We start from the raw sequence: 13,476 nt of genomic DNA, 5'->3' as shown, positions 1-13,476 counted from the left end.
CTACTTAGAATTATCCTCACTGGAACAAGCTGGCTTTTTCCGAAGGCGCTTCTGCTTTTCTATTCATCATGCCCTATAGATGATCATTGCCGAGAAACAATAGATTTGCTCTTCCTCTTCATCCTCAGTTATAGCTGCCACATTGTATTTAATATCCATCAATTTCTTTTCATCTAACCCTTTTAAAAAGCGGTTCATTTCTTTTTCTAAATCCTTTTCATGTTCCCGATCAAACAATTTAACCTGAATCATTGAAATCCCACCTTTGGTTTTTACCATCAGTCTATCCATTTTTCAGAAAATTAAAAATTAGGCGTATAAAAAAAACGATTCCACTAATGGAATCGTTATTCTACTTCTCCTGGCCATGCAAGCATTCCGCCGATCATATTACGAACTTTATAGCCCTGATCTTGCAAGTAGGAACAGACATTTCCACTACGAGCACTGGAACGGCAAATAAAGATATATTCCTTCTCTTTGTCAAAATAATCAAGATTAGCAGGAATCTCACCCATGCGGATATGCTTTGCACCTGGTATCATTCCCTGTGCTACCTCTTCGTACTCACGAACATCGACAAGATCGAGTTTCTCCCCTTGTTCGAGCTTCTTCTTTAATTCCTCTGGTGTAATAACCTGAATTTCTTCCATCTTTCTCACCCCTATGTTTGATTTCCCCCTGTCTACCAGGGGGATCCCAATTAATTAGCTACGATATTAACAAGTTTACCAGGAACGGTGATGACTTTACGAATGGTTTTCCCTTCAATTTGTTCCTTCACTCGATTATCATCCATTGCAATACCTTCTAATGCTTCCTTGCTGGCATCTGTCGGTACTTTTAACTTAGTTTTTACTTTTCCATTAACTTGGATAACAATTTCAACTTCATCATCAACTAATTTAGCTTCATCATAAGCAGGCCATGTTTCATAAGAAATGGTACCACTATGACCTAACTTTTCCCAAAGTTCTTCCGCAATATGTGGTGCAACAGGAGCTAGCAATTTAACAAATCCCTCCATATAATGTTTAGGAAGAACGGTTGCTTTATTTGCCTCATTAATAAACACCATCATCTGTGAAATCGCCGTATTAAATCTTAAGCCCTCATAATCCTCGGTTACCTTTTTTACTGTTTGGTGGTACACCTTTTCTAAATTAGAAGCTTCTTCATTCTCCTGAATTTTTGGATTTAAATCTCCACTTTCCTCCACCATCAAACGCCAAATTCGATCAAGGAAACGGCGAGATCCATCAAGACCATTTGTAGACCAAGCAATAGAAGCATCAAGTGGTCCCATAAACATCTCATATAAACGAAGTGTATCAGCTCCATGGCTGTCAACGATATCATCAGGGTTTACAACATTCCCTTTTGACTTACTCATCTTTTCATTGTTTTCACCTAAAATCATTCCTTGATTGAATAATTTTTGGAATGGTTCTTTCGTTTGGACAACACCAATATCATATAAAACTTTATGCCAAAAACGTGCGTACAGTAAGTGAAGAACCGCATGCTCTGCACCACCAATGTAAACATCAACTGGAAGCCAGTGCTTTAATTTTTCAGGTGAAGCAAGTGCTTGATCATTTTTAGGATCAATATACCGTAAATAATACCAGCAGCTGCCTGCCCATTGTGGCATTGTATTTGTTTCACGACGACCCTTCTTGCCGGTTTCAGGGTCAACCACATTGACCCAATCCTCTATCACTGCAAGCGGTGATTCACCAGTTCCAGAAGGTTTGATGTTGGTTGTTTTCGGTAAGGTTAGTGGCAGCTGATCTTCAGGAATTGCTGTCATCGTGCCATCTTCCCAATGAATGATTGGAATCGGCTCACCCCAATAACGCTGACGGCTAAACAGCCAATCACGTAGACGGAATGTTACTTTCTTTGTACCGATTTCCTTCTCTTCCAACCAGGAAATCATCTTAGTGATTGCTTCTTCTTTATTTAAACCATTTAAGAATTCAGAGTTAATATGTTCACCATCACCAGTATAGGCTTCCGTTTCAATACTTCCCCCTGCAACAACAGCCTTAATCGGAAGGTCAAATTGTTTAGCGAATTCATAGTCGCGTTCATCATGTGCAGGTACCGCCATAATGGCTCCTGTGCCATAGCTTACTAATACATAATCAGCAATCCAGATTGGCATTTTTTCACCATTAGCTGGGTTGATTGCATAGGCACCAGTAAAAACTCCTGTTTTCTCTTTCGCAAGGTCGGTTCGTTCAAGGTCACTCTTTGTTTTTACTTTATCTAAATATGCATCAACTGCTGCCCGCTGCTCCCCTGTTGTGATTTTATCAACAAAAGAATGTTCAGGAGCAAGTACCGCATACGTAGCACCAAACAAAGTATCAGGGCGAGTTGTAAATACCGTAAATGTTTCTTCATGTCCTTCAATGTTAAAGGTTACTTCAGCACCCTCAGAACGGCCGATCCAATTACGTTGCATTTCTTTAAGACTTTCTGGCCAGTCAAGCTCTTCTAAGTCCTCAAGTAAACGATCACCATAAGCTGTAATTTTTAACATCCACTGTTTCATTGGTCTACGTTCAACTGGGTGACCACCACGCTCACTCTTACCATCTATGACTTCTTCATTTGCTAACACTGTACCAAGTGCTGGACACCAGTTAACAGCAACCTCATCAATGTACGCAAGCCCTTTTTCCCATAGCTTCAAGAAAATCCACTGCGTCCATTTATAGTATTCTGGATCGGTTGTATTTACTTCTCGATCCCAGTCGTATGAGAAACCTAATGATTTAATTTGTCTGCGAAAAGTGTTAATATTCTTTTCTGTAAATTCTGCAGGGTCGTTCCCTGTGTCCAGAGCATATTGCTCAGCAGGTAAACCGAAGGCATCCCAGCCCATTGGATGTAAAACATTATAGCCCTGCATTCTTTTTAAGCGTGAAAGGATATCTGTAGCCGTGTAACCTTCTGGATGTCCAACATGAAGTCCCGCCCCTGATGGATAGGGAAACATGTCTAATGCGTAGAATTTTGGTTTATCAAATTCTTCACTCGTTTTAAATGTCTTTTCAGTTTCCCATTTATGTTGCCATTTTTTCTCGATATGCTGATGATCGAAACTCATTGTCTATTCCTCCTAAAAAAAATAAAAAAACCCCTCATCCCAAAAGGGACGAGAGGATTATCTATGTATCTTCCCGCGGTACCACCCACATTAGTGTTGTAAACACTCGCTTCATTCATCCTTAACGCGGAATACGGCAAACATTACTGTTCCTTTCATGTTTGCAACTCATAGGCGAGTTCATGATGTACCCCGTTGACTTGCACCAGCCGTCAACTCTCTATAGACAGGTATGAATCATTACTACTCCTAATCAATGTTATTAATTATAAAAAGTATTACGGTTATTGTATTAAATTTCCCAACAGTATGCAAGTAACTTTTACCTAAATCAGTTTGACCCAATCATATTATTTTTAAACATAAAACAAGGCTCCCTTTAGGAAGCCAGATAAATATGTTTAAGATAGTTTCACTTTGAATTTCTTTTCCGTTTTCACTATACGCTCATACGTTAAAGTCGTTATGATTGCAATAACGAATAGAGCAATTAAGACATAAAATAGTGCAGACATACTATAGACGTCAACAAGAATTCCACCTAATAATGGTCCAATCATTCTTCCTCCAGTAGCAGTACTATTGACAATCCCCTGATAAAACCCTTCGCGACCCTCTGGTGCTAAGTCAAACGCAATTGTTGGTACAGCAGGCCAAATAAACATTTCCCCAATCGTCAAAATAATCATCGCTACTAGAAATCCTGAAAATGCGCTAGCATTTCCCGCTACTAAGAAAGAAACAATAAAAATAGCAATCCCAATTAAGATTTGCACCTTAAGTGTGGCAGCAAGATGCTTAAGCAAGCCATTTAATAATGGCTGGCCAAGAACAATTAAAGCACCGTTAATCGTCCATAATAGGCTGTACTGCGATAATGATATGTTAATTTCCTGAGTATAAGAAGCAATTGTTGTCATCCATTGAACATAGCCGACCCAGCATAACAAATAACCTAAACATAAAATCAATAAAGAATAAAGATTTTTTCGCCCTTTTACAAGTGCTGTATCCTGAAGGATATTCGCTGGTTTAGCCGAAACAGTTGAAATCCCCTTATAGCCAAAAATAGCGATTAGCAAAAAGATCATATACATAACGGTGTTAGCAAGGAAGATCAATTCAAATGAGTAATCGGCTAGGATGCCGCCAAGTGAGGCACCGACCGCTACCCCAAGGTTTTGTGCAATATAAACGGCATTAAATGCTTTACGTCCGCCTTCCTTCCAAACCATCCCCGCCATCGCATACATAGCAGGAAAAGTGACCCCACTACCAAATCCAATAATGGTAAGGAAAACAATATATTCTGGCCAGCCATGCCAGAACGTTAGCCCTACAAGAGCTGCAAGGGATATACATATTCCAAGAAGAATAGATTTATAGCCGCCGATTTTATCAAAAAGACTGCCGCCATAAAGATTACCAATTACGCTTGCTGCTGAGTTTAGCATTAAGACAACGCCGGCAATCGATAAAGACTTCCCTAAATGATCATGAATATAAATTGTATTTAAAGGCCATAAAAAGGAATTACCAGTTACATTCACTGCCATCCCTATAATTAATAGCCATAACGCACGCGGCATGAAAAACGCTCCTTTACGTTCACTAATTTCGGATTCCAAAAGATATTGTATTCCCATTCATGATTCTCCGCAATCCTTTACTAAATTGTTGTAAAAATAAAAAAAAGGCCTTTATAAGGACCTCTGGAATCTTAATTACCATTATCGTTTTTTCTTTTTGTTATCAACTACTAGTTTATTTTTGTTTTGGACAGGCTTTTCAAAGAAAAGGTGTACATGAACGTGTATGTCATCCATGGATGCAACGCTAGATACTTTCCCTTTACGACCTTTAATCACGACATCTTCTCCCTCAGAAGGAACCCTTCCAAGCAGTTGATTTAAAAGTTCTTTTTTATCTTCAAAATAATGGACAACAAACATATTGGTCTCTCCATTCTTATAGATTGGATTCTCCCTATAAAATATTTTCTCATAGGGAGAATTAGACCAAGAATAATAATGGATAAGTCTATTTTTTCACCACTGGCTGCTGTGCAGGGAAGTAGCTGTTTACAGCATGATCCTTTTTCTTCTCGTTTACCGATTCGGCTTGAACAGCTGTTTTAACTTTTTCAATTTCTGCATTAAGTTCTTCAATGCTGACACCTTTTTTCACCAGCTCTTCCGTTGCTAAGCGAATGGCATTGTTTGATTGAACAATCGATTCCCTTAATGAGTCCATCGAACCTTGAGGATTATGGAATCCAGAAGAGTTTTCAGCCGCAATAATATCCCAGAACCATTGCCCCTTACGTACAAATTCTTGAGCCTGCTTAATCTTGTCTTGGCTGACTCCAGAAGTAATCATCTTATTAATATAATAGTGAGCGGTTGTTGAGATTTCCTGTGCCTCATGTAGTGCACTCACGTTAGCTTCTTGGATTTCAATTACACGATTCTTTAATTTATCTAAGTCTCTATCACCATGGCACTGTCCGCAAGATGTATTCATTGTTTTGAGTGGTGAGGTCCAATAGTGTGAGGTGATTTTTCTCTTTCCATCTACACGCTCATAAGGCATATGGCAGTCTGCGCAGGACACATCCGCCTTACCATGAGTCCCAGAAGAATGTGTTTCATATTCAGGATGCTGCGATTTTAACATTGGTGCTCCAGAGATATTGTGAACCCAATCTTTCTCAAACCCTTCATCTTTAGCAACCGTATTATAGTATTTATACATGTCTTCTGGCTTAAAGCCCTCTGACCATGGGAATGTAACTTCACTGTTGTCAGCTGCAAAATAATACTCTACATGACACTGACCGCAAACATAGCTTCGCATATCATTTTTAGTTGGATTAGAAGTATCGATTCCTTGCGCTTCCAATGCTTTATAGAAGCTTGGGCGTGTCACACGTAGATCCATAGTTTCGGGGTCATGGCAGTCAGAACATCCAATTGGTGAGTGTCCCATTGCTTCCCCTTTCGGCCAAATTTCTTGATTAAAGTTGGCTCCCCAATAATCGTCGCCCATTTCTTCAATCATTTGAGGTACGGCAGTTGATTTACATGTATAACAAGAACCAACTGATTTATCAGTAATCCGCTTAACATTACGAATATCTTCAAGAGCATAAACATGACCACGTTCTTCATTATACTCTGTCGCAAACCCATAACCATTGAAAAGAACCGGAAGTAATGGCTCTTTATCTGGATCATACTTACTGCGTTTTACTGAACCTCCGTACGTAGTATCCTCCATCTTCTCATTCTTCATATAACTATTATATTGAAGTGGAAAAATCTCTTTAAACGCTTCATTGCTTATTTCATCCTTAGAAAGGCCAGTCGTACCCTTCACTTCCTTAGCACTTGCCGTTTTTTCACTTGCACCATTACTGGAATTGCTGCAGCCAGTAACGATCAGAACAAATACTAGCAGAAGGAGGTATGCCCCATAACGGAACCTATTCATTCTTAAAATCCTCCCTTATTTTTTAATAGTTCACCGGACTTAGGCGGCTGATTATAAGTATCATCTTTAAAGTCACTTCCATGTGGCACTGTCTGGTGACATGACATACAGTTTTCCTTCGCATCATGTGAGACATTATCTACAGTACTCTTATGACATTCTGCACAGTTTTTATTAATAACTCTCAATGTCCGTGTTGTCGCATAAATTCTATCTGGTATATCTTCCGTACCCAAGGTGTTATAAAAAATATGTGTCATCCCGGCGCGGCCCTTAAAAAATAACTTCCCTACCTCACTCTCATGAGGTAAATGGCAGTCATTACACTGCAATTCTGCATGAGTAGAATCAACAAATGAAGTATAAACAGATTTCATTGTATGACAATTTTGACAAAAATCAGGTGAATCTAGGTAAGCCATTGTTTTAACAGTCCCAAAGGAAAAGAGTACACCGGCTAAAAGAGCACCTAAAATCAAGACTCTTTTATCAATTGCCAGTAATTTTTTAAACGATTTTTTTAACATCCTTTCACCTCCCATAATGTAAATCTTTTTCTCTCTAATTTATTGAATAAAGTACTTTGTACCTTATTACCGAAAAGAATGTGTTGCTAAGCTAATTCTTCCTGCGCCTACTTTTCACAAAATAAATAAATGCACTACCAGCTAGTAATCCAGCTCCACTAACAGCTGCGATAGAAAGGATAGCAGGACTTTTTTCATTGGCCGCGCTGTCAATCGGTTGTTGTTTCTGTGTTTCCATCATCTCGATTGCAGTCGACGTTTCATTACGCTCATACGAAAGAGTAAAACTTTTCTCTTCTCCAGCTTTTAATCCTTTAAAGAAATAGGAGTGAACACCGTCTTCGTCAGCATGAGTCTTTTTCTTTTCTGTTTCTGGATCCATTTTTACATTTTGTGCCTTTAGAGGTTCTATAAATGAAACATTGAACAAGCCAATATTCGTAAAGCTTTTAAATTGGTAAGACACTATCTTCTTTTCTTTTTCAACCATTATGGTATCGGTATAAAATTCAACAACGAATTTATAAACATCATTTGGCTGTATCTCTTCACTTGTTGTCCAAGAAATAGTTCCTTTTTCTTGGTTGATTATGTACTCAATTTCATACACCTTTGATAAATCACTTGAATAATCAGCAACATAGCCAATCCGAAAATTCTGTTCTTCCATCGGCAGCGGCAGTTCAATATGTCCCTTTTGAGGCTGGTCCGAGAGATTCCGCATAGTTCCTTGATAACCAATCAATAATGGAGGATGATCTTTCTTAACATCATTAGGATGGTAAGCGTATTCTGGCATTACCTTTATTGAAAGCTCCTCCAAAGTCAGAATGTTTCGATTCTCTTCTGCGGCGGTAACCAACGGATTTAATAGCAGTAAGAACAGGAGGATATTTATGTTAAGCAGTAATTTTTTCATGGTACTTACTTCCTTCCAAATTGTGAATTTTTTGTGAATACATTCACAAGACTCATTAGAACTAACCTTTAGATGTCAATTTACATACTTTATTTATCCCATGATACTTAAACCCATTCTGTGACCAAAATCACAAAAAGATATTGAGTTATTTCTAATTTGTGAACGGCGTTTTTACCTTATTTTCACAGTGTTTTTATAGTTTTTTCATTATTAAAAAGACCTTCAACACCAGGTTGAAGGTCTGAAGCGAATTATTAAGATGACTGATCCTTTTCTTGATGAAATTTTGATTTAACCGGCTGACCACCAGATTTTTCATATTTCTTTTTAGATTGTTTAACAAGATCCACATCCTGACCAAGTTCAAGATCCTGATTGTTATTGCCATTGCGGGTTTTTTGTTCAGGATTTTGTTGTTTAGATCGTTTTTTCAAGAAAGATCTCCTCCTCTAAATGCTTGCCCCTCTAAAATCATATTATTTTGGAGCTGTTGAATTTGAATCCTCATCCGATGGAGTTGATCCCGCTGCTGCCCATTGGCACTATGAGCCATTTTCGCAATATCCTGATAGGTTTGCTCTAGCTGTTGTAAGGCCTGTGTATATGCATCATTGTTGTAATGCTCTTGAAGGCTGCTTTCTTTAAATTGATCCTGTGCGTTACGAATAACATCCTCACATTGCTGCATTAAAGCATCCATTGAAGCACGAGTAGCCATCTAAGGACCCCCTTTTTTTTGGCAAAGGCTATTTCTTAAAGATTGTTGTTAAAATCCTAAAGCCGGTTTTAACGTGGAAATAGTCATTTTGCACTTTTGGTTTTAGCTTGTAGGCTCTTTAAAGAGCCTTGGTAAAACACTTCCCTCAATGAGTCAAAGTGCTTCATATCTTATTTTGTTCTCTCTCCCCTTTCCTATAACGTGATAATTACTGGTAAACAATTCAGTTGGATAAGCGTTTATTTTCATGATAAAATTGACTTTATGCTTAAAAAAATGGCTGTTGATTTGTGTTGCAGGTGCAAATTGACAAATAGCTTTATCACACTAAAAACTAAAAGGAGGTTTCTGAATTGACTCAGACCAACCCTTTTCCATATGCTACTGACGATAAACGTTACCATACCTGGAATTATCACTTACGACAGCAATTTGGCCATAAGGTTTTTAAGGTTGCTTTAGATGGCGGCTTTGACTGCCCTAACCGTGACGGTACGGTTGCACACGGCGGCTGTACTTTTTGTAGTGCAGCAGGATCAGGCGATTTTGCTGGAGACCGCACCGATGATTTAGAGACACAATTCCTTGATATTAAGGAAAAAATGCATACTAAATGGAAAGATGGCAAATATATGGCCTACTTCCAAGCCTATACAAATACACATGCACCGGTTGACGTTCTACGTGAAAAATTCGAGAAGGTTCTCAACCAAGAGGGAGTAGTCGGTTTATCGATTGCAACACGTCCAGACTGCCTTCCGGATGATGTAGTTGAATATCTAGCTGAATTAAACCAAAGAACGTACCTATGGGTTGAACTTGGCTTGCAAACAGTGCATGAACGTACTGCATTACTTATCAACCGTGCCCATGATTTTCAATGTTATGTTGAGGGTGTAAATAAACTTAGAAAACATGGCATCCGTATATGTTCTCACATTATCAACGGCCTGCCGCTCGAATCATATGAAATGATGATGGAAACAGCAAGAGAGGTTGCTAAGCTTGATGTTCAAGGGATAAAAATTCATTTGCTTCACTTACTTAAAGGGACTCCAATGGTGAAACAATACGAGAAAGGTATGCTTGAATTTCTTTCTCAAGAGGACTATGTGAATTTAGTTTGTGACCAATTAGAAATTTTACCGCCGGAAATGATTGTTCATCGTATTACTGGGGATGGACCGATTGACTTAATGGTGGGACCTATGTGGAGTGTGAACAAGTGGGAAGTACTAAATTCCATTGACGCAGAGCTAAAAAGAAGAGATAGCTATCAGGGGAAATTTTATCATGAGAGTATCGTGAGGAACTAAGGATGAAGCTCGATCGGATACTTCCATATACAAAGAAATTACTTGAAATGACTATTGCTGGTGGTGATGTCGTTGTTGATGCAACACTGGGAAATGGTCATGATACTCTTTTTTTAGCTAATCTCGTAGGTGAAAATGGAACCGTGTATGGTTTTGATGTACAAGAGGACGCTATTCGAACCAGTCAGGAAAGATTAATTCAACATGGTTTGACGGACCGCGTAACTATCTTTCATAGAGGTCATGAGCAGCTTTCTAACTTAATACCAGCTGAACACCACGGAAAGGTTAAAGCTGCAATTTTTAATTTAGGTTATTTGCCTGGCAGTGATAAATCAGTTGTAACAAAGCCTGAGACCACCATTTCTGCAATTGAACAATTGCTCGAGATGATGTTGCCAGAGGGAATCATTATCCTTGTCATCTACCATGGCCATACAGAGGGAGCGATTGAGAGAGATGCTTTACTAACGTATTGTCAAGAAATAGATCAGAAAACAGCGCATGTCCTTATGTATCGATTTATTAATCAACAAAATAATCCTCCCTTTATTGTTGCAATTGAAAAAAGATAAACCAGGCTGCCAGCCTGGTTTATTATTTTATGATAAGTCTTGTTACAAATGAAGGGATCCATTTTTGCACAGAACGATAGACCAGTCCGTTGATATAAAAGAAATAGCTGACTATACCGCCAGTCTTTATGATTCCCCTGGCTAGTTTTCGCACCTTTTTCTGTTTTCGAACCTTTCCATCCGATAAATAAATTCCTAACAGCCCTCGATTTATGAGTTGGTGAAACTTTTTATGCGGCAAAAATTCGGTATGTCGGTCTGCTTCACGGACAAAATGACTTAACCGCTTAAACAGCGTTTCCTGATTTTCATAATAAAAACAAAAATTCAAGTCCCCGCCTTCCCGATCTTCTTCTTGGTCGATAAAATAATCTAATAAGATATGAAGGCCTTGTATGTATGGAAAATATCCTTTACGAATATTTTCTGCATCCTTGGCATGAAAATCATTTCTCATTGCATAGGAAATCAGACAGAATATCCCCAAGGTTGAACCCGAACAAGCAGAAAATTCATACCACTCCATGTCAGGAAGTTTGTTTTGATGGACTTCAAACCATTTTTCCAATCTGGGAACACGTTCTTCATGGATAACATGCTTGTGAATTTGCAAGTCACAGTAATATTCGCAAAGTTCCAATAGGTAATCTTTGATTAAGTGATAATGCTCTAAATCTTTTAATACTGATCTGCACGTTTCCGCAAGATCATTTAAATAACCGCCATCATTCTGATCATCGCGGAAACGGTAATAATTTTTTTGTTCGCTGCCAAGTGTTAGAGCATCTTGCATGGATTCATGGAGGGCTTCAAAGTCCTTGGGATCAAGTGAGGTACTCCGATCACAAAGATTATCCAAATAATCACTAATGGTTTGATACGCAACGATAAACTTTACTGCTTTTTTATACTCCTCGTTAGCGGAAAGAGCAAGTATCCCGCCGCCCTCACAATGAAAGGTTTTATGTTCAATACTTGCCAAAGCCTGCATTCTAAGCTCCTCATTAGGGATACTATCTGCCCGGGACCTCCAATACCTTAGCTCTTGATGAACTGCTGGAATAATTTTACGATAAACTTTCGACATGAGTTTAATTGGCATCATGGAGCTATCCTTTCCCTTCTTAAACAATGTACCCTATTGCTTTTAATTGACTGATAACAAAATCCTTGGCATATTCAAAAATATCATCCCGTTCTGGTTCATTAAAAATTTCATGATAAAGCTTTGGCCATTCCTTAAATCGCTTTTCTGATAGTGGTGCTTGGTTGAACCATTCCTTAACGGGGATCTTATTAACAATCTTATCATCCCCGGCTTGCATAACAAGCATCGGGACATCCTTTGTGCCTTCGATTGACAGAAAGGCCTCTTTCATGGCCTCTACTAATTCACGGTACCACCTAACAGAGACCTTTGTGATATAGAGGCTATCATCTCTATCCGCCTCAATCACGTCTTGGTTTCTGGTAGCCATTTCAACGGTTAAGCCTGAATTCATTTTAAATGAAGGGAAAACCACATTAATTCCGTAAGACAATATATCTAAAATTTTCGGAGGAGTATGGACTAAACCTAGACATGGTGATGAGAGAATGACTCCTGCCAAGTCAAATTTTTCTTCCTGCATCAAACGAATCGCAATTAAGCCCCCCATACTATGCCCTAATAAAAATACAGGCAATTCATAACGATAAGCTGCTTTAATCCAATCCTTGACTTCATCTATGTACTCTTCAAATGAATCTATATGGCCTCGTCGGGATCTTGTTGTCATGCCTTGTCCAGGAAGATCACCCATTATGACATGAAAACCAGACATGCGCCACATTTCAATGAGCCAGCCGTATCGCCCGTGATGTTCCATTGCACCATGAACGATCACAATTACAGCCTTCACTTCCCCTTCTGCTTCCCACTTCCACATAGTTTTTCCTCCTAGAAAAATATTCTATTTAGTATTATATTAGAATGAATATGTATTTCAGTCAAAAAGGAGCGACCTAAATGATTTATCCATACAAAGATAAACACCCCAAAATCGCGGACTCTGCATTCATTGCAGATTTTACCACCATTACAGGTGATGTTGAAATAGGTGAGGAATCAAGCGTTTGGTTTAACTCTGTGATCAGAGGAGATGTTGCGCCTACAGTCATCGGGAAAAAAGTAAATATCCAAGACAACTCTGTTCTACACCAAAGCCCAAATAACCCATTAATTTTAGAGGATGAGGTAACCGTGGGTCACCAGGTCATCCTTCACAGTTGTATTATACGAAAGAAGGCATTGATTGGTATGGGATCGATTATTCTAGACCAAGCCGAGATTGGCGAAGGTGCTTTTATCGGTGCAGGCAGTCTTGTACCTCAAGGAAAAAAAATCCCTCCTAATACATTAGCATTTGGCAGACCAGCTAAAGTTATTAGGGAATTAAATGAGCACGATAAAAAAGAAATGCACAGGATCTATACAGAATATGCAGAGAAGGCTCAATATTATAAGTCGTTACAGAAATAACATGAATAATTCAGACACACTAAAAATAGTTCAGTTTTCAGAATGGGTCAAATTCGGACTGGACTCTCTGATTCGGGTTGTCCGATTGCTTGCCCTATTCGGACGACCCTCTGGATTCTGACACAGGTTGTCCGATTGCTTGCCTTATTCGGACATGACTCTCTGGAATCTGACTTGCTATGTCCGAATACTTGCCTTATTCGGACATGACTCTCTGGAATCTGACTTGCCTTGTCCGAATACTTTCCTGATTCGGACATGACTCTCTGAAATCTGACTTGTCA

General features: G+C 38.9%; 15 protein-coding genes and 1 other annotated feature. Of the genes, 3 read left to right on the top strand and 12 right to left on the bottom strand.

The features are described 5' to 3' along the window. Positions 1-66: 66 nt before the first annotated feature. The 10 genes from BANA01_RS06180 to BANA01_RS06135 all read right to left on the bottom strand — a co-directional run bounded on the left by BANA01_RS06180 (position 67) and on the right by BANA01_RS06135 (position 8,780). Complete coding sequence (locus BANA01_RS06180) at positions 67-252, bottom strand: sporulation protein Cse60 (protein WP_045523752.1); 186 nt, start codon at positions 250-252, stop codon at positions 67-69. Between the two features lie 95 nt (positions 253-347). Continuing rightward, on the bottom strand, positions 348-653 hold the full coding sequence (locus BANA01_RS06175; RefSeq protein WP_063252160.1) for a rhodanese-like domain-containing protein: 306 nt from the start codon (positions 651-653) through the stop codon (positions 348-350). A 50-nt stretch (positions 654-703) separates the two neighbouring features. Then, on the bottom strand, positions 704-3,121 hold the full coding sequence (leuS, locus tag BANA01_RS06170; RefSeq protein WP_063252158.1) for a leucine--tRNA ligase: 2,418 nt from the start codon (positions 3,119-3,121) through the stop codon (positions 704-706). A 41-nt stretch (positions 3,122-3,162) separates the two neighbouring features. Next, positions 3,163-3,387 (bottom strand) — a binding site (T-box leader). 135 nt (positions 3,388-3,522) lie between these two features. Further along, entirely contained in the window at positions 3,523-4,710 is a 1,188-nt protein-coding gene (locus tag BANA01_RS06165; RefSeq protein ID WP_063252282.1) for an MDR family MFS transporter, read from the bottom strand. A 141-nt stretch (positions 4,711-4,851) separates the two neighbouring features. Further along, positions 4,852-5,073, bottom strand: a complete 222-nt coding sequence (locus BANA01_RS06160; protein ID WP_063252157.1) for a hypothetical protein — start codon at positions 5,071-5,073, stop codon at positions 4,852-4,854. An 88-nt stretch (positions 5,074-5,161) separates the two neighbouring features. After that, positions 5,162-6,613: an ammonia-forming cytochrome c nitrite reductase subunit c552 gene (locus BANA01_RS06155; protein WP_063252155.1), complete on the bottom strand. Its 1,452-nt coding sequence runs from the start codon at positions 6,611-6,613 to the stop codon at positions 5,162-5,164. A gap of 2 nt (positions 6,614-6,615) precedes the next feature. Continuing rightward, positions 6,616-7,140, bottom strand: a complete 525-nt coding sequence (locus BANA01_RS06150; RefSeq protein WP_063252154.1) for a NapC/NirT family cytochrome c — start codon at positions 7,138-7,140, stop codon at positions 6,616-6,618. 91 nt (positions 7,141-7,231) lie between these two features. Continuing rightward, positions 7,232-8,059 carry a hypothetical protein gene (locus tag BANA01_RS06145; protein ID WP_063252152.1) on the bottom strand — a complete coding sequence of 276 codons (828 nt, stop codon included), beginning with the start codon at positions 8,057-8,059 and terminating at the stop codon, positions 7,232-7,234. A gap of 257 nt (positions 8,060-8,316) precedes the next feature. Beyond that, complete coding sequence (locus BANA01_RS06140) at positions 8,317-8,496, bottom strand: hypothetical protein (protein ID WP_063252150.1); 180 nt, start codon at positions 8,494-8,496, stop codon at positions 8,317-8,319. Next, a complete protein-coding gene (locus tag BANA01_RS06135) occupies positions 8,493-8,780 on the bottom strand; it encodes a YtzC family protein (protein WP_063252148.1) in 288 nt (95 codons plus the stop codon). The genes BANA01_RS06140 and BANA01_RS06135 overlap by 4 nt, the downstream gene beginning before the upstream one ends. Before the next feature lie 353 nt (positions 8,781-9,133). On the opposite strand from BANA01_RS06135, the gene mnmL reads away from it, so the two are divergent. After that, positions 9,134-10,096: a tRNA modification radical SAM protein MnmL/YtqA gene (gene mnmL / locus BANA01_RS06130; protein ID WP_063252146.1), complete on the top strand. Its 963-nt coding sequence runs from the start codon at positions 9,134-9,136 to the stop codon at positions 10,094-10,096. Positions 10,097-10,098: 2 nt separating this feature from the next. Beyond that, positions 10,099-10,671, top strand: coding sequence for a tRNA 5-(aminomethyl)-2-thiouridylate-methyltransferase MnmM (mnmM, locus tag BANA01_RS06125; RefSeq protein WP_063252144.1), 573 nt, complete (start codon positions 10,099-10,101; stop codon positions 10,669-10,671). Positions 10,672-10,693: 22 nt separating this feature from the next. Here mnmM and BANA01_RS06120 read toward each other — a convergent pair whose 3' ends face one another. Further along, on the bottom strand, positions 10,694-11,776 hold the full coding sequence (locus tag BANA01_RS06120) for a tetraprenyl-beta-curcumene synthase family protein (protein WP_063252142.1): 1,083 nt from the start codon (positions 11,774-11,776) through the stop codon (positions 10,694-10,696). A gap of 19 nt (positions 11,777-11,795) precedes the next feature. Continuing rightward, on the bottom strand, positions 11,796-12,599 hold the full coding sequence (locus BANA01_RS06115) for an alpha/beta hydrolase (protein ID WP_063252140.1): 804 nt from the start codon (positions 12,597-12,599) through the stop codon (positions 11,796-11,798). Between the two features lie 80 nt (positions 12,600-12,679). Here BANA01_RS06115 and BANA01_RS06110 point away from each other — a divergent pair, with 80 nt between their 5' ends. Then, positions 12,680-13,192 (top strand): gamma carbonic anhydrase, encoded by a 513-nt coding sequence (locus tag BANA01_RS06110; RefSeq protein WP_063252138.1) that lies wholly within the window; start codon positions 12,680-12,682, stop codon positions 13,190-13,192. Positions 13,193-13,476 lie beyond the last annotated feature (284 nt).

Source organism: Neobacillus niacini NBRC 15566 (genome assembly GCF_001591505.1).
GTDB classification, from domain to species: domain Bacteria; phylum Bacillota; class Bacilli; order Bacillales; family Cytobacillaceae; genus Neobacillus; species Neobacillus niacini.
The sequence above is the reverse complement of the archived record's forward strand: the minus strand, read 5'-3'. Positions and strand labels throughout refer to the sequence as shown.

Excerpts from the sequence above, each read along its gene's own strand:
- BANA01_RS06120 (WP_063252142.1), bottom strand. The coding sequence starts at position 11,776 with ATGATGCCAATTAAACTCATGTCGAAAGTTTATCGTAAAATTATTCCA.
- BANA01_RS06165 (WP_063252282.1), bottom strand. The coding sequence starts at position 4,710 with ATGCCGCGTGCGTTATGGCTATTAATTATAGGGATGGCAGTGAATGTA.
- BANA01_RS06110 (WP_063252138.1), top strand. The coding sequence starts at position 12,680 with ATGATTTATCCATACAAAGATAAACACCCCAAAATCGCGGACTCTGCA.
- BANA01_RS06160 (WP_063252157.1), bottom strand. The coding sequence starts at position 5,073 with ATGTTTGTTGTCCATTATTTTGAAGATAAAAAAGAACTTTTAAATCAA.
- leuS (WP_063252158.1), bottom strand. The coding sequence starts at position 3,121 with ATGAGTTTCGATCATCAGCATATCGAGAAAAAATGGCAACATAAATGG.
- mnmM (WP_063252144.1), top strand. The coding sequence starts at position 10,099 with ATGAAGCTCGATCGGATACTTCCATATACAAAGAAATTACTTGAAATG.
- BANA01_RS06150 (WP_063252154.1), bottom strand. The coding sequence starts at position 7,140 with ATGTTAAAAAAATCGTTTAAAAAATTACTGGCAATTGATAAAAGAGTC.
- BANA01_RS06115 (WP_063252140.1), bottom strand. The coding sequence starts at position 12,599 with ATGTGGAAGTGGGAAGCAGAAGGGGAAGTGAAGGCTGTAATTGTGATC.
- BANA01_RS06175 (WP_063252160.1), bottom strand. The coding sequence starts at position 653 with ATGGAAGAAATTCAGGTTATTACACCAGAGGAATTAAAGAAGAAGCTC.
- BANA01_RS06155 (WP_063252155.1), bottom strand. The coding sequence starts at position 6,613 with ATGAATAGGTTCCGTTATGGGGCATACCTCCTTCTGCTAGTATTTGTT.
- BANA01_RS06135 (WP_063252148.1), bottom strand. The coding sequence starts at position 8,780 with ATGGCTACTCGTGCTTCAATGGATGCTTTAATGCAGCAATGTGAGGAT.
- BANA01_RS06145 (WP_063252152.1), bottom strand. The coding sequence starts at position 8,059 with ATGAAAAAATTACTGCTTAACATAAATATCCTCCTGTTCTTACTGCTA.
- BANA01_RS06180 (WP_045523752.1), bottom strand. The coding sequence starts at position 252 with ATGATTCAGGTTAAATTGTTTGATCGGGAACATGAAAAGGATTTAGAA.